Raw genomic sequence first — 26,004 nt, 5'->3', positions numbered from 1 at the left:
TCAGCGCTGAAAAGACCAAGGCTGCCGCGAGCTTCCTCATTTCTGATCGCCGCTACCGAGGTATTGCTCGTCCGTCACTTTCTCCAGCCAATTGACGTTCTTGCCGTCGAGCGCTTCCTGAATGGCGATATGCGTCATCGCGGTCGTCGATGTCGCGCCGTGCCAGTGCTTGTGACCAGGCGGACACCAGATGACGTCGCCCGCACGAATCTCGACACGCGCCTCGCCTTCGCATTGCGTCCAGCCGCAACCCGTCGTGACGAGCAGCGTCTGCCCGAGCGGGTGCGTGTGCCATGCGGTACGCGCGCCGGGCTCGAAGGTGACGCTTGCGCATGAAACCCGCGCGGGCGGCGGCGGAGCGTTCAGTGGATCGATCCGCACTGTGCCCGTGAACCATTCTTCGGGGCCTTTCATTGAGGGCTGCGAGCCCGCGCGCTTGAGTTCCATAACGTTTCTTTCTCACAAAATTGGCGACGGATGCGTCGTGCTGCCTGACCATAATCTAACGCCTGGCCATTCATGCGACTAGATGGCAAAATTGGCATGGGCCTATGCTTTGGTGCATTAATCGATGGAAGACTTCAACGATCTCATGGCGTTCATGGCAGTTGCGCGTGAGCGCAATTTCACTCGGGCGGCCGCCCAGTTGGGCGTCTCGCAGTCCGCGTTGAGCCGCACGGTGCGGGCTCTGGAGGAGCGCATGGGCATGCCGCTGCTTACGCGCACGACCCGCAGCGTGTCGCCGACGGAGACAGGGGAGCGATTGCTTTCGTCGATCGGCCCACGGTTCGAGGAAATCCAGGCGGAACTCGAATCTTTGCGCGCGATGACAGACCGGCCGGCAGGAACCGTCCGGATCACCGCCACGGATTACGCGGCGAACGCCTACGTGTGGCCGCGGGTGCAGACGCTGCTCCGTCAATATCCAGAGATCAAGATCGAACTCGTGAACGACTATGGGCTTTCAGATCTGGTCGCAAATCGCTGTGACATCGGCGTGCGTCTCGGCGATCAAGTAGCCAAAGACATGATCGCAGTGCGTATTGCACCGGATATGACGATGGCGATCGTGGGATCTCCCGCCTATCTGCAGACCGCAACACGAGCCAGGACGCCGCAGGATTTGACGCGGCACAACTGCATCAATCTGCGACTGCCGACAAGAGACTCCCTCCTGGCGTGGGAGCTAAGCAAAGGTCGGCGTGAGTTACAGGTTCGCGTTGAGGGACAGCTCACATTCAATAACGTTTATCAGATGGTCGAGGCAGCGCTCGCCGGCTTCGGGCTCGCATACGTTCCGAGAGATCTTGTAGAGCCGCATGTTGAAGCGGGACGTCTTGTCTGGGTTTTGGAAGAGTGGTTTCCCACTTTCGTCGGGCACCATGTCTATTATCCGAGCCGCCGCAAATCATCGAGGGCGGTGGAACTCGTCGTGGACGCATTGAAGTCTGGTTACCGAAGGCGAGCACCGTGACAGACACAGATCTCGTTTTCATGCAATCGAAGAGTGGGTCCGCAACTGCCGCTCTGTTCCATAGCTCCTTGGGCAAGCGAGCGATCGGGCTACAAGAGCTACTCAGCCGCCATAAAATTTGACATAAAAGGAATGAGCAAAATTTTGACATTGACGTGATTGATGTCAGAGCTTCATTCCATATCCTATTGTCGTGCTCTGCGTAGGCTCAGTGTTGGGCATCCAGTTCAGTGCGTCGGCGACGAATACGACGCGTACGACCACGATGACGATGCGGAGGCAGCGCGGACGACCCTTGGAATTCAAGCGTTGCCCCCTGGACGCCCAAAACCGGCGCAAGCCTATCCTGCCATACCTCGTTTCAATGTCCGTTTTTATCTCCCGGCTAAGCGCTTTCAGCGAGGTTGGCCGGGAATTTCCGTAAGGTGGCCAGATGCGTCCGCGGGATGCACCCATGAATCCGCTGTTCTTCCTTTGCTCGACCGCACACCGTATCTCATGGTGCGGGATGTCGATTGAACGAGTCTGCATACTGGGCAGGCGGATTTCTGCGTAGTGATCCGGTCCACTGCCGATACCTGAATGTCAGATGTCTGCGAGGGCCGCGGCTGGAGTCGGTAATCGCACGCGCTGAATCGGCAACGTCGATTCAGCTTCGGGCGGCTGTTGATCTCCTAAAATCTCGCCGGTCTTTCCCAAAGATATGCAGGCAGGGCTATCGGGAGTTCGTAGAGTAAGGGATATAGTCTGCGAGACTATCGTGTCTCTATCGGCTCGCAGTTCCATTGTGTGAATCCTGATGGCCAGCACGATTCAGCCCGTTGCCTGTGATCGTTCTGCGCCTGCGCCGTCGTGGAGTTTGCCCGGAATCCCTTCGCTACGTCTTTCCGGACATCGGCCCGGTCCGTTGCTCGTGCCAGACGTGTCCAAAATCTTTCTTTTATTCCAACGCGATCCGTCTGATTCCATGACGTTCCGATAGCGAAAATCCGGCCAAAAACAGGTGTTGACGAGGTCTTCCCGAGTGAACAAGATGGGATAAAGAGAGCACGACGGAGCGAGCCATGCCAGTTGCGAAAAGCTATACCCGGGCGCAATGGGATGAGCTTGTCCGCACTCTGGAATCACTGCCGGTCAAGCCAGAGGCCGAGCAGCGCGTCTCTATTACCGATGCGATGAAAGAGATGCGTCTGGTAATCGGTGCGGTGAGGAAGAAGGGATATACGCTGGAAGAAATCGTTGAACATGCACGGAAGAAGGGCGTTGATTTTAGCGTTGGCTCTGTCAAGTACGCGTTATACCCATCGAAGAAAGACAAACCAGCTCGACAGTCTGCAAAGGAATCGGCACGAGACAATGCCGCGCCATCGCCTCGTACGAAGAAGGTAAGCAAGGACGATGTACCGCGCGCGGAGGCTGTCAGAGAAAATCAAAAGCAGGATGCGGGAGAGATTGTCAGTAGGGCGGGAAGCATGGTGATGCGTGATGCGTTCTCATTCGAGATCAGGCCTGACACCGAGAACCTTTAGAGGATTCAAATGGACATGACGACTTACCCCATCTATCTCGTTGGTGGCAGCAAGGGCGGCGTAGGCAAGAGTTTTGTTGCGCTCGCGCTGGCCGATTATCTGCTACGGCGGGATATTCATGCGGCGCTTGTGGAAACGGATACCTCCAACCCAGACGTGATGAAAGCAGTCCAGGATGATATGCGCTGCATTGCCTATAACCTGGACGATGCAGACGGCTGGATCGGCCTTGTCAATTTCTGCGACGAGCAACGAGACGCAGCGATCGTTGTCAACACGGCGGCGCGGAGCCAGACGGGTGTTGAGCAGTTCGGGGCGACACTGGCCGGCGCGCTTGGCGAGCTTCGGCGCCGGCTTGTTGTCCTGTGGGTGATCAACCGGCAACGCGACAGCCTTGAATTGCTGAGCGCTTTCAACGAGACGTTCCCGGACGCGGTGATGAACGTCGTACGCAATGGCTACTTCGGTCCGGCGGACAAGTTCACGCTGTATCAGGGGTCGCAGCTTCGCCGTTCCATCGAATCGCGCGGTCACTCACTGGATTTTCCTGATCTTGCGGATCGGGTCGCGGACGAGCTTCGCAGTCAGCGCATGTCGATTCGCAAGGCAGCGGAGACGATGCATATCGGTGAACGGGTCGAGCTATTGCGTTGGCGTTCGTTGTGCGATGCCATGTTCGCCAAGGTAACGGTCGATGGATAGCAGGCAGGGCAGGCCGGTGGACGAGCTCGCCTGTCTGTTTCTCGACGTCACGGGCGAATTGCCCGACGATGCCAGTGTGCTGCGAATGCGTCGGGTATCGAGTGCGCTCAACCTCCGCGACAACGATGCGCTGTGGTCTGTGCTGGTCATGCTCGAGCACTACGGGCGACTCTACGAGACCATGCCGGAGCGCATCCGGCAGGCAGGCGCGGGCAGTCTGGATGTCGTGCGGACGGAGGCGCGGGCAGCGACGGATGCGTTGATGACGCAGCATCGTGACGCGCTCGCGCGCTGCAAGGCCACGATTGAACTGGCCGGGCAGATGATCGATGAACATGAGGCGCGCTACCGGGCCGCGCTTGCGGCGCTGAACGATGAGGCGCTGGCTACACTCACGCAGCGGGCGGCGAATCACATTGCCCGCGTTGCCGGTAACCGGCTCGTGGGGGCGACGGCTGTCGCCGTACGTGACCAACAGAAACGGATCGATACGACGCTCACGTCATTCGAGTGCGTCGCCCTGCGGCGGCTCGTGCGGGCGTGCTATGGGCTGGTCGTCGGCGGACTGATTGTGATGCTGCTGGCCGCGGGCGCAGGCGGGCTGGCCGGATGGTGGGCTGGCGTCCATTGGGTGCGGGCAGACGGCTCGCCGTCTGCCCGCACGGGTTATACCCCGTCGGTGTCACCCTCCATGAATTCAGCGGCGTGGCGGAGCACGTCTGCAGCCGCGTCGTTTTGGTCGAAGGCGATCATCGGTGCCCGGTAGCCTTCATCTTCGGCGCGGGCAAGGGCCATGTCGTAGTGCTTGCCTTCGTTGTATTGCAGATCGGTGGCTTCAACGAAAGTCAGGGAGAGGTCGGGCGAGCCTTCGGCATTGATGGTGAGCACGGCCATGCGGATGCGGTTGGTCATGATGTGTTCCACCGGTTCAAGTCTGGCAGGCGGCGCATTCGGGCTTGCCGCCTGCCTCGTCCCGTTGCCGGGGCGAAAGGTGGGATCACGCTACGAGGGGGCCGGATTGCGCGCTGTCCATGCTGTCCGAAGTCGGGTACGGCCACGACGTCAGCGGGCTACTGGCGACAGGGGCGGCTTCTGCGTCGGCGGGCGTATCGTTGACGTGTTCCGTGCCGTTACCGGCATCCGGCTCAGCATCGACGTCTTCGTCTTCCGGTGTGTCGTCCGCGCCGTTGCCGGTATCGCCCGCATCGGCGCCGTCTTCATCCTCGTCGTCACGGTTTTCCCGTGACGGCGTGGCCGGGGCTTCGCGATCGGTGAGTATTTCCGGGAGCCATGCCACCTTTGCGAGCCGAAGCTCGGCGGCGGCGGCCGCGTCGGTCTTCTTCATCTTGTTGAGGTCGGTGGCGGCTTTCGGTGACACGGCAGCGGAGACAACGTCCGAGATGCGTGCCTTGCTGACGTGATCGAAATACGTCGCACGCGTCGGCGTCCAGTACCGGGTCATGTCGAGGTTCAGCGCACCCGCAAGCGTGTTGATCGCATGCGGTTTTTCCTCGCCCGCGATGCCGTTGAGCAGGGTGCCGGTGCAGAATGCAAGCAGGTCGAGCAGCGTCGTGACGGGGTCCTGTTCGATCAGCCACGACAGCAGGTCCGCTCGTCTGGGAGGCAGTTCATCGATCCAGCGCGTCCGCTGCGCCTCGATGGCGTTCCACGCGGGGCTGGCGGGCAGGTCGTCGGCCGCGCGCAGCAGACTGTCGTGGTTGTTCTCGCCGGACAGTGTGAGATAGCTGCGCGCAGACGTGTGCCCGAAGTGCTCGGGCAGTGCCTTCGGGGTCAGGTAGTGCAGCAGGGCGACGAGCGCCATGGCGGGCCGGGCGACCAGTTCCGCGTGGACGGCAGCGGTACGGTGCGCCGTGAGCCGCTGGCAAAGCTTCGCGCTGTGGACGGGTTTGATCTTCGGAGCCTTGGTGGACGGCGCGTCCGGGCCTTCGGCTGCGGCGATGCCGGTGACGGTTGCCCCTGCCGCGTCCAGTGCCGCGCTGTTCTCGCGCCGCACGAGGCCGCGCTCGATGACGAACTCACCCTGCGGCCCGACAATCACGAATGCGCCCGTCTCGGCCATCTGGTGCGTGTCCCATGCGAGCGCTCGGTTTTCGAGTGCGATGAGCATCGCATTGACCCGCTCAATTTCGTCGTTGAGCCGGTCGGCTTCCTCATAGGCGCTTTTGTCGTCCTCCGCCAGTGCTTCGATTTTTTCGGCGAGTTCATCCTGCTGCGCGGTGAGGGCGTCCATTTCGCGCTGCTCGTCCTCGGTGTATGGGCGCTGCACCGGGCGCAACCTGCCGTGGCGGTTCAGTTCGACAAAATCGCGTTCGATGCGCGTTTCCGTCCAGTGTAGTGGTCAAGTTATTTCGGACAGGCCGATAGGTTCTTTCACTGTCGGTTTCGCCTCGTAGGCAGCGGGCGACAGATAGCCCAAAGTCGAATGCAGGCGTACGGTATTGTAGAAACCGACGATGTACTGACTGATGTCTCGCCGTGCCTCGTCGTGGTTGGCGTAAAGACGCTGCCAAACGCGCTCCATCTTCAGGTTCAGGAAGAACCGTTCCATCACCGAGTTGTCCCAACAATTTCCCTTTCGGCTCATGCTACAAACGACGTGATGCTGCTTCAGCAAGGCTTGGTACTGGTCACTCGCATATTGACTGCCCCTGTCCGAATGCAGGACCAGGCCCGGCGCTGGCCGGCGTTGCTGCAACGCCATTGTCAGTGCCGACATGACCAGTCCGGCCGGCATGGTGGGCGACATGGCCCAGCCGACGACCTTGCGTGAGTACAGGTCGAGCACGACCGCCAGATAGAGCCAGCCCTGCGCCGTGCGGATATACGTGATGTCTGAAACCCACGCTCGATTCGGCTCGGCCACGTCAAACTGCCGGTCGAGCACGTTCTCCGCAACAGGTAGCGTATGCCTGCTGTCGGTCGTCGAGACGAACTTGCGCTTCCAGCTCGTGCGCAGGCCCGCTTCGCGCGTCAATGCACGCACCCGATAGCGACCAATATGCAGCCCTTGCTGCCGCAGCGCATGCATCACACGCCGGCTGCCATAGCTCGCGCCGCTGGCGGCGAATGCTGCCTTGACGTGGGGTCCGCTCCTGCTGACTCTTTGCACTCGGCTTTGCGCGCCGGTGTGCATAGTAGCCAGAGCGGCTCACCTGCAAAACCCGGCAGGCGTGACTGACCGATACGGCCTCCTGTTGCAAGTGACTTACCACGCGGTAAGTCACTTCAGTTCCCGGGCAAAGGAGGCCGACGCTTTCCTGAGAAACTCCCCTGAGTCAGGTCGCTTTGGCCCGAAGGACATAGCCCAGGGACTCGGCCCGGCGCGTCAGGTTGTTCAGGACCCGCTGCCGATAACGTTCCTCATAATAGGCTGCGCCTGGATCGACATATTCCATGCCGTAGCGCAGTGTGTTGTAGAAGAGCGCCGCGATCTTGCGTGCGGTGGCAGTGACGGCCTTCGCCTTGCCGATGCGGGCTGACAGCCGTCGGTAGAAGCCGCCCAGAGCGGTGTCGGTCCTACCGACCGTGACGGCGGCGAGCCGCAACGCGGCAGCGGCCTTGCTGGAGGAGCGGCGCGTTTTCGAAGACAGGATCTTGCCGCCCGAGATCTTGTTGCCAGGTGCGAGGCACAGCCATGACGTGAAGTGCTTCACGCTCGGCCAGCGGGACATGTCGTTGCCGCATTCGGCAATGAGCTTGAGCGCCACGTAGGGTCCCAGGCCGTGAATCTGCGTCAGGTCGACACCGAGCATCCCGTACAGCGCAGCACGCACGTCGAATGAGAAGTCGTTTGACTGCTTGCCTCGATGTCGCGCTGCCGGCAGTGGCGCGGCGACGGGTTCGATGCCAGCCTGCAACTGCTTGAGCGCGATTTCGATCCGCTGATCGCATTGCGTCACCTGGGTCTGGTAGAAGTCGTACAGGGCCACGGCCTGGGTGAGCTCGAACACGTGTTCGGGCTGGTAATGACCGCCCAGCGCTTCACGGATTGTCTCGATGGAGGCTTTGCAGCGCCTGTCGCGATGCTGTGCGAGGACATCGGTATCGCGCTCACCCGCGACGATCGCCCGGATGATCTTCATGCCGGTGACGCCTGTGATGTCCTCAACGACGTGATGCAACTGTACATTCATCTGCATCATTGCCTTCTGCATATGCTGGATATGGGACGCCGCATATTCCAGCAGGCGCTCCCGCTGCCGCAGATAGGATCGTAGCGTGGCCACCTCCTGTCGGGGGCGGAAGCTGGCGCGCAGCAGTCCGTACCGGTGCAGCTTCTGCAGCCACTGGGCATCGTTCACATCGCTCTTGCGTCCCGGCACGCTCTTTGCCTCCCGGGCGTTGACCAGCAACACCTCGAAACCATAAGACTCGAGGATTTCGAACACGGGAAGCCAGTAAATCCCGGTCGACTCCATCACGACAGTCGTGACCTTGACCTGCCTGAGCCACCTGGCAAGTTCGTGAAGATCGGCGGTGAAGCTGCGGAACGAACGCACCGGTTCCTCGGCGCATTCGGGTCCGACCGCGACAACGTGAAACTGTGCGCCGACATCGATGCCTGCGGCGTGCGGATTGACAACGGACATATCGGTGCGGCGAGCGACGGTTCGCCTCGGTTTGGGCTGTGCCATGTCTGACCCTCCTGGTCATGGAAGTGCCAAAGGGCGGGACTGCGGTATCTATCACTTTCCTGAACGGGATCACCTCACGGTGTCACCAATGCCGGGTCCGCATCGGTCCCTGGACCATGTTTTTTAACGGGATCAGTCACCAGTAAGCGGACGGCCGCTCCCTTCAGCGTGGCCAGTGTAGGACTTGCCCGGAGTTTCTGCTCCTTGGGGAGGGCATGGCCCTTCGGATGTTTTTTAGCAGCGCGTTGTCCTCTCGCAATTGCCGGTTCTCAGCTTCAAGTTGCCGGATGCGCTGCTGTTCCGCCGTCAGCGGTTTGCCCTCACCGGGGCCGCCGGCACGTTCCGCATCGTACTGCGCCACCCACCGCCGTACGGCTGTCTCAACAAGGTCCATCGACCGGCTGACTTCACCGACCGATAAACCCTGGTCTCGTATCATCCGTACCACTTCCAGCTTGAAGCTGGCGTCAAATTGTCGGCGCCTTCTTGTCATCTATTGTTTTTCCTCGTCGATTCAGGATTGTCCTCCTATCGACCTGTCCGAGGAAATTAGACCATCACACCAGACCGACATCTGTGGCGGCTACGGCAAGCTGCATCCAGGAGAAACGTGATGGCAAATTGTTGCGAAGATAAAAGTTGTGAAGTGAATATCCTTCGCGAAAACCATAGCCGTGTGCTATGGCTCGTGCTTGGCATAAACGCCGGGATGTTTCTCATAGAAGGCACGGCAGGGCTTCTGGCGCATTCGACTTCACTGCTAGCGGATGCCTTGGACATGCTGGGCGACGCCTTGGTGTACGGTTTCACACTCTTTGTGCTGGCGCGTTCAACGCGCTGGCAGGCAGGCGCTCCTTTGGCGAAAGGCGGTTTCATGCTCCTGTTCGGCTTTGGAGTACTGGCAGACGCCATCTACAAGGTGGTGCACCCCGTTGTGCCAAGTGCTGGGGCGATGGCGATTGTCGGTGGGTTGGCGCTGGCCGCCAACCTCATCTGTTTCAACCTGCTTTACCGGCACCGCAGCGATAACCTCAACATGAGTTCCACCTGGTTGTGTTCGCGAAATGACCTCATTGCCAATGTCGGAGTATTACTAGCCGCTGGCAGCAGCCACATACTTGTCTCGCGCTGGCCGGACATCATTGTCGGGACCATCATCGCGGGAGTCTTCCTCAGCTCGGCGCTAGGAGTCGTGCGGCAGTCCGCTCGGGTGTTGCAGGCGCCGGTTGCCAAGTTGCCTCCATTGCCGGCGGGACTTTCGAGTCCGGTCGGACCTAGATCCTGGACAGCGCTCGCACGGCATCTGACACCAAGTCGCCTACTCACCCGCCTGAGCCGCCATTCAACGCGGTCGTGAACGGCCGGTTTCCACAAGTACAACTGATTGTTTCGGGTCGACATGCGTCTTCTGTTCGGCGGCCCCCTCGAATCTCTCACATGCATCATTCATTGCAAGATTCATCCTCTGGATCCAAATACCCTTATCTTGTTGCCCGCTTTTCTGCGCAATTCGGAAAGCTCATGCTCCCTTCGATCGAGAAGCGACCGTGCTTCCTTCCACGCCGCGTAGTAGTGGTCAACCAATGCAGCCAATTTGGCAATCTGGTCTTGCAACCTGGCGTTCTCTTCACGCAGCGAGGTCGTATCGTTGCTTCTTGCGCTACGACGGGAAGATATCTGTCGGCGCTGCAATTTTACGAGCTCGTACAGCAGATCCCGGTGATAACGGTACAACGTGTTTCGGGAAACGCCGGCGAGTTCGCAAAGCGTGGTCACGGTTGGCACCTGCCTTTCTCCAGCGATCTGGCGCCGCGCGAGTTCGTGCAAAGCACACCGCAGTCTTGCGTGCGGGGTTTGCCCGGCAAAATCAATTGCTGGAAAGTCCTTCACGGATGCTCCTGCTGGGCGTCGATCGCCGTTATGATCGCGCGAGCTTCGGTAATACGTTGGCGCACGATACGCAAGGTTTGAGCGGGTAGCGCTGGTTCATTAAGCAGTTCCTCGTTCCGCGAAAGCTGGGAATCCCAATACGATCGATGTTGCGTCGATACGGAGAAGTTGCGGCAGCGCGCGCAGGTCGATGGTTCGCGGCGGACCGGGTTTGGCCCCGACGCGTTGCCCAGACAGGCGCTGTGCTCTTCCCGATAGACGCAAAAACCCCAGTCGCAGACGCCCAGCACGAGTCCTGCATCCACCAGCATGCGAGCGTAGCTCTGGATGTCCTGCTTGAGCGTTGCGCCCCTGAACCGTGGTCGTCTGGCGACAATCTCGGCTCCGGCCAGGCCACCGAGCGTGGGAGACGAAAGCATGTGCTCCCATGCGTTGACTGATTGATCGAGGACCGCCGATTCAATCTCGTCATTGAGCCGGTGGTCGTTTCCCGCATAGCTCGTATCGGTGACTGCCCGTTCCCTGTGCCCGAGCTGCTGGGCGAGTGCGTAGAGAGCCGAACGGTCCCGGAGCGCCACGAAGCGAGAAAAAGTCTTCCTGCCCTGATGGGTCGTCAGCCTCCATGGTCTGCCGTCGTGCTCGGGCAAATGAAGCCAGTCTGAAAAGCGCATCAGGAGACGACAGATGCGATCACCGCGAGGTATGGAAAGCCTACCCGGATAATCGCGTTGCCACTCCGTTATGCCGTGCTCCAGCCTGCGTAACCAGAGATCGCCACGTCCTGATCGCTGTCGATGCGGAGCCGACAGCGCCTCCAGTATTCCGACGGCTTGCACAGCTACGGGTGGCGCGATCCGTTCATGTCGTCGCCCGTGGTATTGGGCTTCTCGCTTGAATATGGAACCCACGATAACCGCGGTTGATTCACTCCCGATGGTCGGGCTCTTCCTATGCTCTACACAGCCTGCCTGCAGATGCAGGATTTCGCTCAGGCGCAGACCTACCAGATACGAGATACCCACAAAGCACGCTGCGTACAGCAGCTCGATCCGGAGGTCAAGATCAATGGTCGATTGCAAGGGTGGTATCAATTCAACTGGACTGCTGGTCTGCCATTTGCGCAAGGCGAGCGTTGCCCGTGCAGAAACTGCCTCCGGGCGCAGGTTCTCCTGTTGTGAGCCGGCAGCCGAGTCCGCATAAATCTCTCGCGCGCAGAGGATTACCGGAGCATGGTTCAGGCATTCTATGGCGCCCTGGACCAGCGGAATGGCGACGTGCTCCGGCGTGTATGGCAATCGACGTCGATCAGGTTCGTGCACCCTCGCGACATCGCCTGGGGTTTGCCCCGGAAATGGACCAACCTGCAATGTATCGTCGAGGCGATGGCGAAACCGATACATGTAGTCGAGCAGATACAGATATTTCTGCACGGTGGTTGGCGCGATCACCTGCTTGTCCGTGCGGAGACGCGCGGTGAGGCTGCGCTGGTACTGCATCAGCGCAGTGGCGTCCAGGTCCGCAAAGCGGCGAAAGCCTTCCTTGTCCATCCATCGGACCAGCGTGCGCAGATACATGAAGTAACCCGCCACCGTACTCGTGCGCTGTGGCAAGCCAGTGGTCAGCGAGCGGGTGCGGATGAGTGCGATCAACTGTCGGGAAGACTCCAGCAACGAGGCGTACCGTGGGTTGGTGAATCGCTGCTTCTTAGCCAGCAGAAAATCCCAGCGAAGGCGTACGGGGTTGCTTTCCTCGTGTGTGCTTGTCGGCGTCAAACACCAGACGGTGTCGTTCCAGTTAGATCCTTGATCCAGAAACCAGCCGCGACTGGAGTGGGTTTCCGCCGATGCCTCACTTGCGTTGCGGTTGGTGCGTGCGGAGCTCATCTCAGTTCCGGCAACGGGGGCAAGCGAGCAAGGCAGCGTTCGCCAGCTGCCAGTTGTCGGGCTGCAAAGCGCGTGAGGATATCCTCTTCGAGAACATGTAATTGCGGAGCGTAGACGCTGCTCCAGCGCGCGGGATGGAGCGTCGCGGCGGCCTCGCGCAGATGATTTCGGGCCTGCAGCAAGCGGGCAACGCTAACCGGATCCGGCGATATGATGGCGTTAGGGCAGGTGAAGCACCCCATGAAGTTGGTGCATAGCTCGCCGCGGTGCGTGTCGGGCGCTACGCCTGCGAACGGGTCCCTGCATCCGAAGCCAAACAGCGAGACAGTTTCCCCTGAGGGAACGGAGTGCATTTCGTTATCCTTGGTTCGACCCGTCTCTACAGCATTGGTCGGAGATCCCGACCTGACGATATGTCCGAGAAAGGCGAGCTGCAGGGCAGCGATCCTTCTCTGGTGCATCGCCATAACGTCCGGGCTTTCGACATATCGGATGGTGGTGGAAATGTGGGCATGGTTCGCGACAACGCGCACCGCCTGGATGTCGCCGCTGCAACGGTAAAATGCGGTGAGGACGCTGGGACGAACTCCTGCGACGCTGAATCGCGGTAGGCCATGCCGGGCACAAAAGCGCGTCACGACATGCTTTATTGACGAGACCTTAAGCGCAGACATGGCTCCATCACCCCTGTCTTTGAATAGAAACAGCCGGTTTCGCAACGCAACTGGTGCGAGAGGCCGCAATGGCGAACTCCACTGAACGATATCGCGCACGAGCGACGGCGGTTCGAATGTAGCGTCTTTGCTGAAAGATCTGCGTTGAACTACAGTCGTACGTCGCTTGCGCCATACGAGCGCCTGCCTTCCGTCCAGCAACGGAATGGGGTGCAGGCAGTCACACCCGAGTTCTGCAATCGATACCGGATTGCCAGCCGTATGGATCAGCATTGCAATGTAATACGCTAGCAGTGAGTCGTAGCGCGGATAAAGCAGAGGCTCGACCATGTGCCGTCCATCGAACCGCGACAATGCCGCCACAAAACGGTACTGTCCAGAGCGCCGGAGCTCAGGGTCGGACGGAATGATGCCGCCCAGACGTTGGTTGATGTAGGCAAGCAGATCGGCAAGTGTATCCAGTGAGCCATTGCAACTGGCATCTTGTGCGGCAGCGTTGACTCGTGCCTCGCGGAACTGCGTGATTTCGTCCTCGCATGCCCGCAGAATATCGCGCAACTGCTGTGCCGATATCCTGTGAAACGGTCTGCACCCCCGGTCTCTCCATGGGAACGGGTTGTGTGGAAATTCGATGCTGCAGAGCAGTGCAGGACGGCATCGCATCAACCAGCGCAGCATCCTGCAAAGTACTACATAGGGGCGGGCCCTGCTCCGCAGGCTGAGAGGTCTGCCGTCGAGTCTGCATTGTTTGTTGAGCCATTCGACGTATCTTGCGAGCAAGTCGCTGTTCATGTCGGGTACGGCTAGCGCCAGTCCACATTCGTCTACAAAGCGACCGAATGTTTGAACGGACTTCCAGGCCGACAGGATTCCGTCCGCCTCGCGTACGCCGTAGTGATTCCAGAATGCATCGGCTAGCGCTACCCGTAAGCCACTGGACAGGCGAAGCGAGCGGAAATCGATAACCGTATGGCGTATCTTGCGCGGAATGTCTGGATAAGCGACTTTGCTTGATTCCGGAAGCGGACGCGGCATGGATTTACGCGAGGTGTTCAAGGCGTGCCCTCTTCGCAGAGCAGCGTTTCGAGTACGGCGCTGATCTCGCATCCGTCGACCGAGATGGCGCGAAGATAGCGGTCTGTCGTAGAAATTCGCTCGTGCCCCATCAGCACCTTTACGACAAGCAATGGATCGATCGCAGCACCATCACGTGCTATTTGCTCAAGACGGGCCAGCAGCATGCACGCAAACGTTGCCCGCAGCTGGTGGGTTGATGCCTTGAATCCGCAATCCCGGCCAGCTTGCGCAATGATCTTCTGGTAGGTGTTTTTGCAGGCCGCTGTTCCACGCTGATTGACGAATAACTCGCTGTGGGCACGTGCGCGCCCGAGCCTCTTTGCCCGGTTTATCCAGGAGGTGCGGTGGTGCGCGCGATAACCAGCGGTTTCGTCAATCAGACTTGACGGGACGATGACATATCCAAGCTTGCGTCCTTTGCGGATGACATCCACGACATGCCGGGACACTCCAGGAGCCGCCGTTGCCGGAAGCTGGTTCAACTCGAGCCTGAGTAATTCGCTTACGCGAAGGCCGGTGTAAATCTGCCACTTCGCCATCAGGTCATATGGCGGTGACAATGTCGAAAGCAGTTCACGTACCTCCGCAGATGAGAGCGGGCGCGGCAAAGCTTCAAACTGGCGCAGCACGAAAATATCGTCGGCACTTGAAGGCTGAGGGCGCCGCCTGGATGAACGGGCACATGCCGATGTCGTGTAATCGACAGATGGTCCTGCCAGGTCTGAAGTGAGAAGCCACCGTTTACGGACAGCCCATTGATAGAAACGCAAGACTCCACGGACTCGATGATTAACGGTCGTTATTCGATATGGCCGGCCCGTGTGTCCGCTCGGCTGCAGAAGCATCCGGTTGCGATAGGCAACGAGATCCGAAGGCGATGCCTCTTTCCATGCGATGTGATTCTGTTCAAGTGTCTCGAACCAGTCGTAGAGTATCTCGGCATAGGTCCGCAATGTATCAGCTGTATGTGCGCGCTGAACGAAGTGTTCATGCAGGAAGGCGACTGCCGGCTCGATGAGATCCAGTTCACGGGTGAACAGTAGCGGAAAGCCTGCCGGGCGCGGCTCCTTCAGAACAATCGATGGTGCCAACGTAGCGGCTTCGTGCAACCGTTCGACAACAACCTCACTTGCGTTCGGCAACGTCGCCTTACGAATGATCTGCACCATGAAGCGGTACCTCGCGACGTAACTGACGAACCGCGTCCACAAACGATAGACCGAGGATATGCATGGCCAAATCAATGGCTCCGCCGCCTCCTAGTCCGGCGCGCGTGTCGTACCATCTCACGCCCGTCGTCAAAATCTCGAACTCACCGCGTGAAGTTAGTACCTGCCACCGTCTGCTCTGGGGATTCTTCAGCGGCGTGTATGACGGATCGGGCTTCGCCGCCATCGCAAGAATCTCCAGCGCTGTCGAAGCCCGGATTTGGCGCAGCTGCGCTAATAAGGTCGCATCGAATGAACGAAGCATGGCGATGATCCGCCCCTACAAACTGGGAAAGTTCGCCGCGGGCTACTCGCATCAGAGATGCAAGGGCTACTCGCGCACCGTCAAAGTCTAGACGCTGTCGAAGCAAAGACAATGATGTTGACAGTCTCAAACGCAACCTAACATCCCTCGGCCCGCACTTCGGCGGCAGCAGCGTCGAGCTTCTGCGCGACGAGCTTCTGCAGCAGTTCGGCGTCGGCGATGTAGCCCGAGTTTTCGTCGTCGCTGAACAGATCGCGGCGAATGTAGCCGCCCGCTGCTTCATAGGCGGCGAGGCCGACGAATCGGACGAGGCGGCTGCGGCTCGCATCGATTTCGGCGCGCGTGATCGCCTGTCGCAGGTAGTTCGGCTGGCGCTGCCACTCGTTCGCCTCGGACCAGATGTGTTCCAGCGTTTCGTGGTCGTCTGCGAGGGCGAGTGCGGCAAGCTGTTCGAGCGTGATCGCGTCCTCGCGCAGCTTGGCGAGCAGCTTGGGCGATACGTTGGCGAGCTTCATGCGCCGCTTGACCGTGAGCGGCGAGGCGGAGAAAAGCGCCGCGATGTAATCGACGCTACGCCCTTCCTCGGCCAGCATCCGGTATGCGCGCAGCACGTCGAACGGGTCGAGTGCTTCGCGTTCGCTGTTCTCGATCAGCGAAATGGCGAGGGCTTCGCCTTCGCTGACGATTCGCACCGGCACCGGATAGTCGGCCACGATATGCTTCTGTTCGAACAGCAGGTCGAGCGCGGCTTCGCGGCGCTGCTTGCCACGGGATCCCTTCATCTCGTGGACGACGAGGTTTTGCAGCAGGCCCCTCGCCCGGATGTTGGCGGCGAGCGCCGGGATCCCCGACAGCGGTTTCGTGCGGGCGTTGAGCGGTGAGGGCCGCAGGCTGGAATACGGCACGGTGACGAGCGGCTGTTCGTCGCCGAAGTTGGTTTCGAGCGGCGAGACGGCTTCGTCGGTGTTCGCCTTGACGGTTTCGACTTGAGCTTGCATGACTGACTCCAGAAAAATAAAAAGGAAGGTTCCGGGTGAGGTGCTGTCCGATTCCACCAGGACGTGACCCGGATAGGAGTCCTGATGGAATGTGACGGAGCGAGGGAGGCAAAACGCTCCCGCCCCTGCGGCGCTTACTCCTTCATCTGGCGCATGGCGTCAGCGAGCATCCACAGCGCACGGTTGAGCTTCACGTTCTGGTCGATGCCGGTGATGGGGCGCGTGGACATGGCGCGCCCGCTGCGAGAGCGCCCGTGCAGGCCGCCTTTGGTGAGGTTTTCCTGCACCCGGTTAAAGACCGTCCAGAGATCGTCGTGGCGATCTTCGAAACGGCGCGGCACCAGTAGCTGACTTTCGGTGACCGGGGCGGCTGCCTCGGCGTCGGTCGGGTCGTAGCGCAGGGCGAGGGCGGAGCGGGCGAACGCATGCTGTTCGTCGAGGTTCAGTTCGACGGCTCGCATACCTTCCTTCTGCTCGCGGATCACGTCGAAGCCGTCGAGAACGTCAAACGCGCCGTGAATCACGTTCTGTACGACGTTGCCTTTATGCGGTACGCGAATATCGGCGATGTTGTCGCCCGCGACCATGCCGTTCTGACAGACAAAGCGGAACGTGCCTGCGAGCATCTGGTAGCTGCTGGTGCCGTCATGAGAATTCAGCAGCACGATCTCATCGGCTTGCTCGCCAGTGATCTGATCAGCATGGCGAAGCCGCAGCATGTGCTTCGTGAATTCGCGCTTGCCCTGATCGCGCACGCGGGTCTGGCAGATCATGAACGGTTGGAAGCCTTCGTTCCGAAGACCGCGCAGGACGTCGATGGTCGGAATATAGGTATAACGTTCCGAACGGCTTTCGTGCTTGCCAGCAGCGAAGATGGACGGGGCGACGCGCCGGATCTGATCGTCTGAAAGCGGCGAGTCAGCGCGCAGCATCGGGGAGCCGTAATGGAAAGAGGAAGCGAGTTGCATGGCAGTCTCCACAGTCAAGGTTGAGGACCTGAACCGGGCGATGGAATGTGGTTTGCCGTTGCGGCTGGACACTTTCCGGTGGAACTCGGGGTTGGCTTTGCTGCCGCCTGGCTCCCTGGTTCCCGCCCGTGCGACTCGAGGAGCCGATAGCGGGCAGGCGTCAAGGAAAAAGGCGAGGGAGGGGTGCGGGCAACACGGTCCCTCGCCCCTTGATGCGTGGCCGCTATCGGCTACGGTCGCGGGTCAAGGGCGGGGAGCTGGGAGCCGGGTGCATGCCGTGCCTCGGGTTGACCGGGCAGGGTTTGGCGCAGGACCCGCGGCGATGTGATTGATCGTGATACCGAAATAGACAGTGGGGTATGGCTGTGCCGCGGCTTGGTGACCGAGACGGGATTGAACGAGGCACGCGGCCCGGTTCATACTGCGACAGCTCGCTGTCTTCAATCATCCCTGCAGTCCATCTGCCGTCGTTAGGGGCGCCGCGGGATCTGCGGCTGTTCAACCACGACTAGCGGCCATTCACCGACGCGAGGCTGAATACAGCTTCTCGGCCAATGCCGACGTTGGGGAGGACGGGGTTCTACGTCGGCAGTGCGACGGATTGCCGACGGTGTCGCCATCGATCAGTCGGGCGGCAGTTCCTGCAGCAGCGAACTCACACTCACGACCCGTACCAGCCGTTCGGATTGACGGGACGTCAACGACTGCTTCCCGATGTACTACAGTCATTCCTTCCCGGTGCTCACTGGTGGCGCGCAGGGTCTTCGCTGAGCAACTCGAACGGTCGCACGGGATTGTTCGCATGCGTGGCGGAGCTATCACCCTCCGCGGCCCGCATTGCGCCCGATCGAGGCAATGACTGATCACTGAACTGCGATCCAACCACTCGTGCCGTAGCTGCAGAAGGATTCGCAACTTCCGCCGTCGCATCCCCGCGGACCGGTGATCAATCGCGTTTCGATTCATGCAAGGCGCGGCACGACTCGCGCGTGCAACCACGAAAGCACGCGTTGTGGTTGTCCGCGCGAATCGTGTTTAATGATCGACTGCCTGCACCGACAGGATGCCCGTCTGCCCATAAAACTCCTGCAGCACGAACGCTTCACGCTCTCGCTGCGCGCGGGCGCCGCAATCCAGCATCGAGAAGACCCAGATACCCGCGAACGCGAGCGGCACTGAAACCAGCGCGGGGTTGTCGAGAAACACCGGCGCATGTGCTTGATGTAGCACGTCGACCCATACCGATTTGGAAAACAGTGTCAGCAGCACTGCCGAAATAAGCCCGAGACTGCCACCCATCACAGCGCCGCGGGTCGTCATGCCGCGCCAGTAAATCGACGAAACCAGCACTGGAAAATTCGCACTGGCCGCGACCGCCGCCACGAGACCGACCAGGAACGCCACGTTGACGTGCTCAAAGAGAATGCCGAGTCCGATCGCGACGACGCTCAGGATCAGTGTCGCGACGCGGGATATGCGCATCTCGTGAGCTTCGTTGGCTTTGCCGCGCGCGAGCCAGCAGGCGTAAAGATCATGCGAAACCGTGGTCGCCCCGGAGAGCGTGAGACCCGCCACCACCGCCAGGATCGTCGCGAAGGTCACGGCGGCGATGAAGCCGTAGAACAGGTTGCCACCCACCGCCTGAGCCAGCTTGACGGCGACCATGTTCGAGCCGCCCAGCAGGTCGCGCGTGAGATCGAAATGCCCGTCGACAGTCGTCTCGAAGAACTCGGGATGCTGGGCGAGCAACGCGATCGCGGAGAAGCCGATGACGAAGGTCAGCAGATAGAAATAGCCGATAAACCCGGTGGCGACGAACACGGACTTGCGCGCCTCTTTCGCACTCGGCACCGTGAAAAATCGCATCAGGATATGGGGGAACCCTGCGGTGCCGAACATCAGCGCGATGCCAAGCGAGAGTGCGTTGAGCGGATCCTTCAGCAGTTTGCCGGGGCCCATGATGCTGAGTGCGCCGGGATGGACGTCGACGGCGCGTCGAAACATCTCGTCGGGACTGAAGCCAAATTGCGCAAGCGCGGTGACCGCCATGAACGTCGCGCCGCACAGCAGCAGCACGGCTTTGATGATCTGCACCCAGGTGGTTGCCGTCATGCCCCCAAAGAAAACGTAGGTCACCATCAGCGCGCCGACGATGACTTCGGCCATCCAATACTGTAATCCGAACAGCAACTGGATCAGCTTGCCCGCGCCGACCATCTGCACGACCAGATAGAAGCACACGACGACAAGCGACGTGCTGGCAGTCAGGAGACGAATCGGCGCCTGCTCGAAACGGTAGGCGACCACGTCGACGAACGTAAACTTGCCGAGATTGCGTAAGGGTTCGGCGAGCAGGAACATCACAAACGGCCAGCCGACCAGAAAGCCGATCGAATAGACCAGGCCATCGAACCCGAACATGAACACCATGCCGGAGAGGCCCAGGAACGAGGCGGCGGACATATAGTCCCCGGCGATGGCGAGTCCGTTCTGAAAGCCTGAGATGCCGCCGCCCGCGCTGTAGAAGTCCTTTGTCGTGCGGGTCTTGCGCGATGCCCAGCGCGTAATGCCGAGCGTGACAAATACGAACAGCAGGAACATGCCGATGGCGACGGGATTCAGTTGGACATGATCCGGCACCGGGCCTTCGACGGAGGAGGCGTGAGCAAGCGCGGCCATCGAGGCAAAGCTCGCGCTGGATAGGAGGCGAACGGATTTCATCAATTAGTCTCCTTTCCCGCGTTGATGAGAAGCGCGCTCATCGAAGGATCGAGCGTGCGGTTCGCATGCAGCACGTACCACCCGGTCATCCCAAGCGCGATCACGATGATTCCGACGCCCGCGACGATGCCGATGCTCGTCGTGGCTCCCGCATATAACGGATGGGCGAGCACTTGCGGTGCGAGGGCGACGAACAGGATAAAGCCGTAGTAGGTGATGATCATCAATGCCGTCAGCGTGAAGCTGAAGCGGCGGCGTGATGCGATGAGCCGCCGGTACGCGGGGCTCGCCTTGATTGAATCGATGTGGGCCTGCTGCATGGGTCTGTCTCCTGCCTGTTATCTGCTGACGTCTTCGACGACGAATGGAATGGGCTTCGGCGGCTGGATGCAGCCGCTTTGCGAGCTGCTTTGCGGACTGCTTTCGGCAGCGCTTGTTCTAAATGAGCTCGGTGTCTGACCGGCGCCGGGATCTTCACCGTGCGCTACGCCGGCACGCCCCGTGCAGCGTCCATGAACCCCGAGCAGTTGTTTGCGAGCCGCGTCAGCGCCTGCCACATGTCGTTCTCGAAGCGGCGCACGATTTCGGCAAGCGGTTCGACGCGGTCGACGAACGCGAGAGACTGCCCTGCAGCGAGCAGCCCCTTCGACCAGTCGCCCGTAACGTAGGCATCGCGGCCGATCTTGCCGGCAATCAGGGGCATCAGGTCCTGAATGGTCACATTCGGGTTCTGCGTCTCGATCTCCTTCACGGCGGCCGTGGTCTCGTTGCGTAGCGTCCGTACGGTGTTACGCACGGACTGCATGCAGAGATCCGTGTCGGTCGGTCCGGCGTCCACCAGCCGATACTTGTAGTTGTCATGTGCCCAGATCTCCTCGGCCACGACGAAGCGCGTGCCGACGACTACACCGGAGGCGCCCATCGTGAGCGCCGCGGCGAGTTGCGAACCGCGGCCGATGCCGCCGCCGATGAGGTAAGGAATGTCCAGGTGGCTTTCGGCCCACGCGGCGTTGACGAACGATCCCACCATGTCGAGTCCCGGATGTCCTCCGCATTCGGCACCGACGATCGCGACCGCATCGACACCGATCGAGGCCGCCTTGACTGCAAACCGTACCGCTGGCACCTTGTGGAGCACCTTCACGCCGGCCTGCTTCAGAAGCGGCATGAATTCCTCCGGATTGCGCCCTGAGGTTTCGACGAACTTCACGCCTGCGTCGACGATGAGCTCGAACACGTCGCGCGTCTTCTCGCCGGGGACGAGCTTCGGCAGCATCGAGACGTTCACGCCGAACGGGCCGCCTTCGCACAGATCGCGACAGCGCTGGATCTCCGCGCGCAGGGCGCGCGGCTCGGGAAAGCTCCCGGCCGTGAGGAAGCCGATGATGCCGGCGCGCGATGCGGCAGCGACATAGTCCGCATCGGCGAGCCACATCAGACCGCCGGCGACGATGGGCAGGCGTGTGCCGAACAGTTCGGTGAAGGCATTGGAAAAAGCAATCTGGCTCATGGAACGATCCCCTGAGTAAGGCGCAATACAGCGTCAGACGACGCCTTCCGCCTTCAGTTGTGAAAGTCGTTCGTCGGACAGCCCGAGCAACGACTGGAGAACATCATTCGTGCCTTCCCCGAGTTGCGGCGGGGCGCTTCGCACAGGCAGGCGCGCACCGTCGAAGCGATAAGGCGGCGCGAGCACGTTCGTGCTGCCGGCCTCGGGATGCGTGTAGGTCGTCACGAGCCCGGCCTCTGCCGTGCGCGTCGAAGTGAGGGCTTCGTGAAGGCCGGCGACCTCGCCACAGGGAATGCATGCTCGCGTCAGGCGCTCGAGCAGGACCTGGCGCTTTCTTTTGCCGATCTCGCGCTGGAGTTCGGGCGCGAGCACCTCGCGGTTGGCGGTCCGGGACATGTTCGTGCGGAAACGGTCGTCTTCGACGAGATCAGGGCGCTCGATCACCTCGCGGCAGAATCGCTCGTACTGGCGGTTGGTGCCGACGGCGATAACGAGCGGCCCATCCTCTGCATCGAATACGCCGTAGGGCATGATCGAAGGATGCGCATTGCCGTAGCGCGGCGGATCCTCGCCCATGATCAGCGCCTCCAGTCCGTAGTACGACGTGATCATCAGCCCGCAATCGAAGAGCGCCATCTCGATGTGGCGTCCCTTGCCCGTCTTCTGACGCTCGAAGAGCGCTGCGAGCACTGCCTGTGCGGAGTACATCCCCGTAAACAGATCGACGGCGGCCACGCCGAACTTGAGCGGCGGCTGATCGGCTTCTCCGTTGAGCGCCATCAGCCCGGCTTCGCCCTGAATGACGAGATCGTAGCCGGGCCGCGCCGCTTCCGGCCCGCGCCGGTCGTAACCGGAGATCGAGCAGTAGATGAGGTTCTCGCGTCCTTCCTTGAGCTGCTCATAGCCGAGGCCGAGCTTCTCCGCGCCGCCGAACTTGAAGTTCTGGATCACGACGTCGCTCTGCTGTGCCAGTTCGCGGGCGATCTGCTGGCCCTCTTCCGTTTGCAGATCGAGGCATACCGAGCGCTTGTTGCGGTTGACACTGTTGAAGTAAGCCGTCTCGGTAGTGCCGACGCGTATGCCCCAATCGCGCGTGTCGTCGCCGCGCTTCGGATGCTCGACCTTGATGACTTCTGCGCCGAGATCGCCGAGCACCATTGCGCACCAGGGCCCCGCCAGCACGCGGGATAAATCGAGAATGCGAACACCGGCAAGCGGCAGGGAGGAATTGAGGTTCGACATGACAAATCCGGAATGACAAAGAGTGACGAAGGCGCTGCGTCTAGTGCGAACTGACTTCGGACGCGCGGCGCAACGCTGAAAAATCAGCGGCGCGTTTGTCGAAGAAAGCGTTGATGCCTTCGGCGGATTCGTCGTCGCCGAGCGATTCCGTCATGTAATCGGCTTCGAGGTCGAGTTGCGCTTCGACCGTGTTTCCGCCTGCCTGGTGGCACAGACGCTTGATCCGTGCGATCGCGCGCTCGGGTCCCGCCGCGAGCGATTGCGCCAGCGCAACGGCTTCCGACAGCGCACTGCCCGGCTCGGCAAGACGGTTCGCGGCGCCGAGCGCATGCATGCGTTCGCCCGTGACAGGCCGCCCCGTCAGACACAACTCGGTCATCAGCTGTCGAGAAAGGACACCGGACAGGAATGCCGTCGCGCCGCCGTCGGGCGACAGGCCGACTTTGACGTATGCCACCGAGAACGACGCATTGCGCGCGGTCACGAGCATGTCGCATGCGAGCGCGATCGAAAGCCCCGCGCCTGCGGCCGCGCCTTCGACTGCTGCGATCACCGGCTTGCTGCAGTCGCGCAGCGAGCGAATCATGTCGTGCAGACTTTCGATGCCCGCGCGCCGCTCGGGCGGCGTCACCGCGCGCCGTTGTGCGAGCCGTTTCAGGTCGCCGCCCGCGCAGAATGCGCCGCCCACGCCCGTCAGCACGATCGCGCCGACTTCCCGATCGTTTTGCGCAGCTTCGATTGCAGCCGGAAGCGCCTTGTACACCTCGGCCGTGAGCGCATTGCGCGCCGCCGGATTGTTGAACGACAGCACTTGCACCGCGCCTTCGCGGCGCGCAAGGATAGGTTCGTTCATGGCGTTAGCTCCTGTGCAAAGTGATATAGCGTTCGAGATGGTGGTCTTCATCGCCCAGTTGATGATCGATCATCACAAGGCGCTTCGCGTAGTGGGCAAGCGGCAATTCCCAAGTCATGCCGATGCCGCCGTGCAGCTGGATGGACTCTTCGGCGACTTGCGCACCGACGCGCCCGATCGTGTACTTCGCCGCCGACAGCGCGCGTTCGCGCTCTACCCGGCTCGCGCCAAATGCGGCGGCCGCATTGATGACAGCGGAGCGTGCCTGCTCGATCTCCAGCAGCAGATCGGCCATGCGGTGCTGCAATGCCTGGAAGCTGCCGATAGCGACACCGAACTGCTTGCGCGTGCGCAGGTACTCGAGCGTGTGTTCTTTCGCGACTTCCATCGCGCCGAGCGCCTCGGCGCACAACGCGAGCACACCCGCGCCGATACTGTGCTCGAGCGCCGTGAAGCCCGCATCTCGTTCGCCGAGCAACGCAGCGTCGGGAAGGCACACTTCATTGAGGCAGATTTCGGCGGCGCGTCCGCCGTCGATCTTCCCGTAGCCGCGCAGCGCGACGCCTTCCGTCTCGCGGGGAACGATGAAGAGCGAGATGCCTTCTTCGGCGTCGGCGGCACCGCTGGTGCGCGCCGAGACGAGAAAGAAGTCGGCCTCGGCGCCCTGCTGGACGACGGCCTTGTTGCCAGTCAGCACCCAGCCATTCGAGCCGAGCACGGCGCGCGTCGCCACCTTCGCGAGTTCGTAGTGCGAGCCGGGTTCGTGGTGCGCGAACGTCGCGACAGCGTGGCCTTCGATCAAACCGGCAATCAGCGCCTTCTGCACGTCGCTGCCGGCCTGCGCCAGCGCGTGCCCCACGACCAGCGCGCCGAGGAACGGCTCGACCACGAGACCGCGCCCGAGGCTCTCGAAGACAACGGCAATATCGAAACCCTGTCCGCCGAAACCGCCGTCGCTCTCGTCGAAGAGCGCGCCGACGACGCCCAGTTCCGCAAAGCGAACCCACAGTTCGCGGCTGAAGCCCGAGTCGCTGCGCGCGAGCGCGTCGCGCTTCGCGAAACCATACTGCTCCCTCACGAAGCGGTTGAGCGTATCCGCCAGCATGCGGCGGTCTTCGGTATGCTGGAAATTCATCGCGATCCCCTTACAGTCCCAGGATCATCTTCGAGATGATGTTCTTCTGGATTTCGTTGGAGCCGCCGAAAATCGACAGCTTGCGGTTGTTGAAGTAAAGCGCGGCAGCGCTCGCGGCCTCGTCGGGGCCAATGGGCGCGTCGTCGTAATCTTCGTGTAGCGCCTCCTCGACAAACGGCTGCGCGTACGGCCCCATCGCGCGGCGCATCAGCGACGACAGTTCCTGGCGAATCTCGGTGCCGCGAATCTTGAGCATTGAGCTTTCCGCGCCCGGCACGCCGCCGCCCGCTACCGCTGCGATCACGCGGAGGTTGGTCGTCTTCATGTTCTCCAGGTCGATTTCGACGCGGGCAACGCGCGCCGCAAAGAACGGATCGTCGGCGAGCGGACGGCCATTGCGCATCACCTTCTGCGCCACGCGGCGCAAGCGGGCCAGTGCCGCAACCGAGAAGCCGACGCCCGAGATGTTGGTGCGCTCGTAGGTCAGCAGATACTTGGCGACCGTCCAGCCCTTGTTCTCCTCGCCGACGAGATTCGCCGCGGGCACGCGTACATCGGTGAAGAACACTTCGTTGATCTCGTGTTCGCCTTCGAGCGTGATGATGGGACGCACTTCGACGCCGGGCGAATTCAAATCGACGAGCAGGAAACTGATGCCCTCCTGCTTGCGCACATCCGTTGCAGTGCGCACGAGGCAGAAGATCATGTTCGCGTGCTGGGCGAGCGTGGTCCATGTCTTCTGGCCGTTGACGATGTAGTGTTCGCCCTGCCCATCAATGCCGCGCACCGCGGTCGTCTTCACGGACGCGAGGTCGGAACCCGAGCCCGGCTCCGAATAGCCCTGGCACCACCAGTCGGAGCCGTCGAGTACGCGCGGCAGCCAGTAGCGCTTCTGCGCTTCGCTGCCGTACTTGATGAGAACGGGTCCGAGCATGTTCACGCCGAACGGCAGGATGCGGGGTGCGCCCGCAAGCGCGCATTCGTTTTCGAAAATGAACTTCTGCGCGGTGTTCCAGCCTGGGCCGCCATAGGCTTCGGGCCAGTGATTCGCGAGCCAACCCTGTTCATTCAGGATGGCGTGCCATTCGACCACGTCGGCACGCGCGAGGTGCCAGCCGTTGCGGACCTTGTCGGAAAGCCTCGCAGGCAGTTTTTCCTTCAGGAAGCGCACGACGCGCTCGCGAAAGGCTTCCTCCTCAGGGGTGAAGTTCAGATCCATG

The 26,004-nt window shown here is 61.1% G+C and carries 22 protein-coding genes and 3 pseudogenes; 5 read left to right on the top strand and 20 right to left on the bottom strand.

Features of this window, described 5'->3' with window-relative positions; all coding sequences use genetic code 11:
- Positions 1–36: 36 nt before the first annotated feature.
- On the bottom strand, positions 37–447 hold the full coding sequence (locus OKW35_RS47620; protein WP_429555725.1) for a (R)-mandelonitrile lyase: 411 nt from the start codon (positions 445–447) through the stop codon (positions 37–39).
- 124 nt (positions 448–571) lie between these two features.
- Between OKW35_RS47620 and OKW35_RS47615 the strand changes: the two genes are divergently transcribed.
- From OKW35_RS47615 to OKW35_RS47600, 4 genes are all read left to right on the top strand, one after another.
- Positions 572–1,474 (top strand): LysR family transcriptional regulator, encoded by a 903-nt coding sequence (locus OKW35_RS47615; RefSeq protein WP_429555724.1) that lies wholly within the window; start codon positions 572–574, stop codon positions 1,472–1,474.
- A 1,064-nt stretch (positions 1,475–2,538) separates the two neighbouring features.
- Positions 2,539–3,003: a hypothetical protein gene (locus tag OKW35_RS47610; protein ID WP_429555723.1), complete on the top strand. Its 465-nt coding sequence runs from the start codon at positions 2,539–2,541 to the stop codon at positions 3,001–3,003.
- A gap of 9 nt (positions 3,004–3,012) precedes the next feature.
- A complete protein-coding gene (locus OKW35_RS47605; RefSeq protein WP_429360828.1) occupies positions 3,013–3,705 on the top strand; it encodes a protein mobD in 693 nt (230 codons plus the stop codon).
- The gene (locus OKW35_RS47600; protein ID WP_429555722.1) at positions 3,698–4,471 is read left to right on the top strand and encodes a hypothetical protein; all 774 of its coding nucleotides are present in this window, start codon (positions 3,698–3,700) and stop codon (positions 4,469–4,471) included. Before OKW35_RS47605 ends, OKW35_RS47600 begins: the two co-directional genes overlap by 8 nt.
- Here the strand turns inward: OKW35_RS47600 and OKW35_RS47595 are convergent.
- The 5 genes and pseudogenes from OKW35_RS47595 to OKW35_RS47575 form a co-directional block, all read right to left on the bottom strand.
- Positions 4,372–4,617 (bottom strand): hypothetical protein, encoded by a 246-nt coding sequence (locus tag OKW35_RS47595; protein ID WP_429555721.1) that lies wholly within the window; start codon positions 4,615–4,617, stop codon positions 4,372–4,374. The two genes, OKW35_RS47600 and OKW35_RS47595, sit on opposite strands and share 100 nt — an antisense overlap.
- An 85-nt stretch (positions 4,618–4,702) precedes the next feature.
- On the bottom strand, positions 4,703–5,956 hold the full coding sequence (locus OKW35_RS47590) for a hypothetical protein (RefSeq protein ID WP_429555720.1): 1,254 nt from the start codon (positions 5,954–5,956) through the stop codon (positions 4,703–4,705).
- Between the two features lie 108 nt (positions 5,957–6,064).
- Positions 6,065–6,986, bottom strand: a pseudogene (locus OKW35_RS47585) (IS3 family transposase); the annotation flags it as partial.
- A gap of 15 nt (positions 6,987–7,001) precedes the next feature.
- Positions 7,002–8,360: an IS110 family transposase gene (locus OKW35_RS47580; RefSeq protein WP_429552359.1), complete on the bottom strand. Its 1,359-nt coding sequence runs from the start codon at positions 8,358–8,360 to the stop codon at positions 7,002–7,004.
- Between the two features lie 232 nt (positions 8,361–8,592).
- Positions 8,593–8,853 (bottom strand): annotated as a pseudogene (locus tag OKW35_RS47575) (transposase); the annotation flags it as partial.
- A 120-nt stretch (positions 8,854–8,973) separates the two neighbouring features.
- Between OKW35_RS47575 and OKW35_RS47570 the strand changes: the two are divergent.
- The gene (locus OKW35_RS47570; RefSeq protein WP_429555719.1) at positions 8,974–9,717 is read left to right on the top strand and encodes a cation diffusion facilitator family transporter; all 744 of its coding nucleotides are present in this window, start codon (positions 8,974–8,976) and stop codon (positions 9,715–9,717) included.
- A 101-nt stretch (positions 9,718–9,818) separates the two neighbouring features.
- On the opposite strand, the gene OKW35_RS47565 is transcribed toward OKW35_RS47570, so the two are convergent.
- The 14 genes and pseudogenes from OKW35_RS47565 to OKW35_RS47500 form a co-directional block, all read right to left on the bottom strand.
- Positions 9,819–10,250, bottom strand: a complete 432-nt coding sequence (locus OKW35_RS47565; protein WP_429555895.1) for a hypothetical protein — start codon at positions 10,248–10,250, stop codon at positions 9,819–9,821.
- On the bottom strand, positions 10,247–12,133 hold the full coding sequence (locus OKW35_RS47560; protein WP_429555718.1) for a hypothetical protein: 1,887 nt from the start codon (positions 12,131–12,133) through the stop codon (positions 10,247–10,249). The genes OKW35_RS47565 and OKW35_RS47560 overlap by 4 nt, the downstream gene beginning before the upstream one ends.
- Positions 12,130–13,863: a hypothetical protein gene (locus OKW35_RS47555; RefSeq protein ID WP_429555717.1), complete on the bottom strand. Its 1,734-nt coding sequence runs from the start codon at positions 13,861–13,863 to the stop codon at positions 12,130–12,132. The genes OKW35_RS47560 and OKW35_RS47555 overlap by 4 nt, the downstream gene beginning before the upstream one ends.
- The gene (locus OKW35_RS47550) at positions 13,860–15,053 is read right to left on the bottom strand and encodes a tyrosine-type recombinase/integrase (RefSeq protein WP_429555716.1); all 1,194 of its coding nucleotides are present in this window, start codon (positions 15,051–15,053) and stop codon (positions 13,860–13,862) included. Before OKW35_RS47550 ends, OKW35_RS47555 begins: the two co-directional genes overlap by 4 nt.
- Positions 15,034–15,357, bottom strand: coding sequence for a hypothetical protein (locus tag OKW35_RS47545; RefSeq protein WP_429555715.1), 324 nt, complete (start codon positions 15,355–15,357; stop codon positions 15,034–15,036). The genes OKW35_RS47550 and OKW35_RS47545 overlap by 20 nt, the downstream gene beginning before the upstream one ends.
- A gap of 143 nt (positions 15,358–15,500) precedes the next feature.
- Positions 15,501–16,355 (bottom strand): annotated as a pseudogene (locus tag OKW35_RS47540) (ParB/RepB/Spo0J family partition protein); the annotation flags it as partial.
- Positions 16,356–16,489: 134 nt separating this feature from the next.
- Positions 16,490–17,323 carry a DUF932 domain-containing protein gene (locus OKW35_RS47535; protein WP_429555714.1) on the bottom strand — a complete coding sequence of 278 codons (834 nt, stop codon included), beginning with the start codon at positions 17,321–17,323 and terminating at the stop codon, positions 16,490–16,492.
- Between the two features lie 1,035 nt (positions 17,324–18,358).
- Positions 18,359–20,044, bottom strand: a complete 1,686-nt coding sequence (locus OKW35_RS47530; protein ID WP_429555713.1) for a cation acetate symporter — start codon at positions 20,042–20,044, stop codon at positions 18,359–18,361.
- A complete protein-coding gene (locus OKW35_RS47525) occupies positions 20,044–20,364 on the bottom strand; it encodes a DUF485 domain-containing protein (RefSeq protein WP_429555712.1) in 321 nt (106 codons plus the stop codon). Before OKW35_RS47525 ends, OKW35_RS47530 begins: the two co-directional genes overlap by 1 nt.
- A 164-nt stretch (positions 20,365–20,528) precedes the next feature.
- Entirely contained in the window at positions 20,529–21,554 is a 1,026-nt protein-coding gene (locus tag OKW35_RS47520; RefSeq protein ID WP_429555711.1) for an NAD(P)H-dependent flavin oxidoreductase, read from the bottom strand.
- Between the two features lie 33 nt (positions 21,555–21,587).
- Positions 21,588–22,796 carry a CaiB/BaiF CoA transferase family protein gene (locus OKW35_RS47515; RefSeq protein WP_429555710.1) on the bottom strand — a complete coding sequence of 403 codons (1,209 nt, stop codon included), beginning with the start codon at positions 22,794–22,796 and terminating at the stop codon, positions 21,588–21,590.
- A 40-nt stretch (positions 22,797–22,836) separates the two neighbouring features.
- Complete coding sequence (locus OKW35_RS47510) at positions 22,837–23,649, bottom strand: oxepin-CoA hydrolase, alternative type (protein ID WP_429555709.1); 813 nt, start codon at positions 23,647–23,649, stop codon at positions 22,837–22,839.
- Positions 23,650–23,653: 4 nt separating this feature from the next.
- The gene (locus tag OKW35_RS47505) at positions 23,654–24,784 is read right to left on the bottom strand and encodes an acyl-CoA dehydrogenase family protein (protein WP_429555708.1); all 1,131 of its coding nucleotides are present in this window, start codon (positions 24,782–24,784) and stop codon (positions 23,654–23,656) included.
- 10 nt (positions 24,785–24,794) lie between these two features.
- Entirely contained in the window at positions 24,795–26,003 is a 1,209-nt protein-coding gene (locus OKW35_RS47500; RefSeq protein ID WP_429555707.1) for an acyl-CoA dehydrogenase family protein, read from the bottom strand.
- Position 26,004: the final 1 nt, after the last annotated feature.

Source organism: Paraburkholderia sp. MM5477-R1, from assembly GCF_050436385.1.
Classification (GTDB): Bacteria; Pseudomonadota; Gammaproteobacteria; order Burkholderiales; family Burkholderiaceae; genus Paraburkholderia; species Paraburkholderia tuberum.
This window is presented reverse-complemented; position numbering and strand designations above follow the sequence as displayed.

Coding starts and splice junctions, on each gene's coding strand:
- OKW35_RS47620 (WP_429555725.1), bottom strand. CDS start 447: ATGGAACTCAAGCGCGCGGGCTCGCAGCCCTCAATGAAAGGCCCCGAA.
- OKW35_RS47615 (WP_429555724.1), top strand. CDS start 572: ATGGAAGACTTCAACGATCTCATGGCGTTCATGGCAGTTGCGCGTGAG.
- OKW35_RS47610 (WP_429555723.1), top strand. CDS start 2,539: ATGCCAGTTGCGAAAAGCTATACCCGGGCGCAATGGGATGAGCTTGTC.
- OKW35_RS47605 (WP_429360828.1), top strand. CDS start 3,013: ATGGACATGACGACTTACCCCATCTATCTCGTTGGTGGCAGCAAGGGC.
- OKW35_RS47600 (WP_429555722.1), top strand. CDS start 3,698: ATGGATAGCAGGCAGGGCAGGCCGGTGGACGAGCTCGCCTGTCTGTTT.
- OKW35_RS47595 (WP_429555721.1), bottom strand. CDS start 4,617: ATGACCAACCGCATCCGCATGGCCGTGCTCACCATCAATGCCGAAGGC.
- OKW35_RS47590 (WP_429555720.1), bottom strand. CDS start 5,956: ATGGACGCCCTCACCGCGCAGCAGGATGAACTCGCCGAAAAAATCGAA.
- OKW35_RS47580 (WP_429552359.1), bottom strand. CDS start 8,360: ATGGCACAGCCCAAACCGAGGCGAACCGTCGCTCGCCGCACCGATATG.
- OKW35_RS47570 (WP_429555719.1), top strand. CDS start 8,974: ATGGCAAATTGTTGCGAAGATAAAAGTTGTGAAGTGAATATCCTTCGC.
- OKW35_RS47560 (WP_429555718.1), bottom strand. CDS start 12,133: ATGAGCTCCGCACGCACCAACCGCAACGCAAGTGAGGCATCGGCGGAA.
- OKW35_RS47550 (WP_429555716.1), bottom strand. CDS start 15,053: ATGGTGCAGATCATTCGTAAGGCGACGTTGCCGAACGCAAGTGAGGTT.
- OKW35_RS47545 (WP_429555715.1), bottom strand. CDS start 15,357: ATGCTTCGTTCATTCGATGCGACCTTATTAGCGCAGCTGCGCCAAATC.
- OKW35_RS47535 (WP_429555714.1), bottom strand. CDS start 17,323: ATGCAACTCGCTTCCTCTTTCCATTACGGCTCCCCGATGCTGCGCGCT.
- OKW35_RS47530 (WP_429555713.1), bottom strand. CDS start 20,044: ATGAAATCCGTTCGCCTCCTATCCAGCGCGAGCTTTGCCTCGATGGCC.
- OKW35_RS47525 (WP_429555712.1), bottom strand. CDS start 20,364: ATGCAGCAGGCCCACATCGATTCAATCAAGGCGAGCCCCGCGTACCGG.
- OKW35_RS47520 (WP_429555711.1), bottom strand. CDS start 21,554: ATGAGCCAGATTGCTTTTTCCAATGCCTTCACCGAACTGTTCGGCACA.
- OKW35_RS47515 (WP_429555710.1), bottom strand. CDS start 22,796: ATGTCGAACCTCAATTCCTCCCTGCCGCTTGCCGGTGTTCGCATTCTC.
- OKW35_RS47510 (WP_429555709.1), bottom strand. CDS start 23,649: ATGAACGAACCTATCCTTGCGCGCCGCGAAGGCGCGGTGCAAGTGCTG.
- OKW35_RS47505 (WP_429555708.1), bottom strand. CDS start 24,784: ATGAATTTCCAGCATACCGAAGACCGCCGCATGCTGGCGGATACGCTC.
- OKW35_RS47500 (WP_429555707.1), bottom strand. CDS start 26,003: ATGGATCTGAACTTCACCCCTGAGGAGGAAGCCTTTCGCGAGCGCGTC.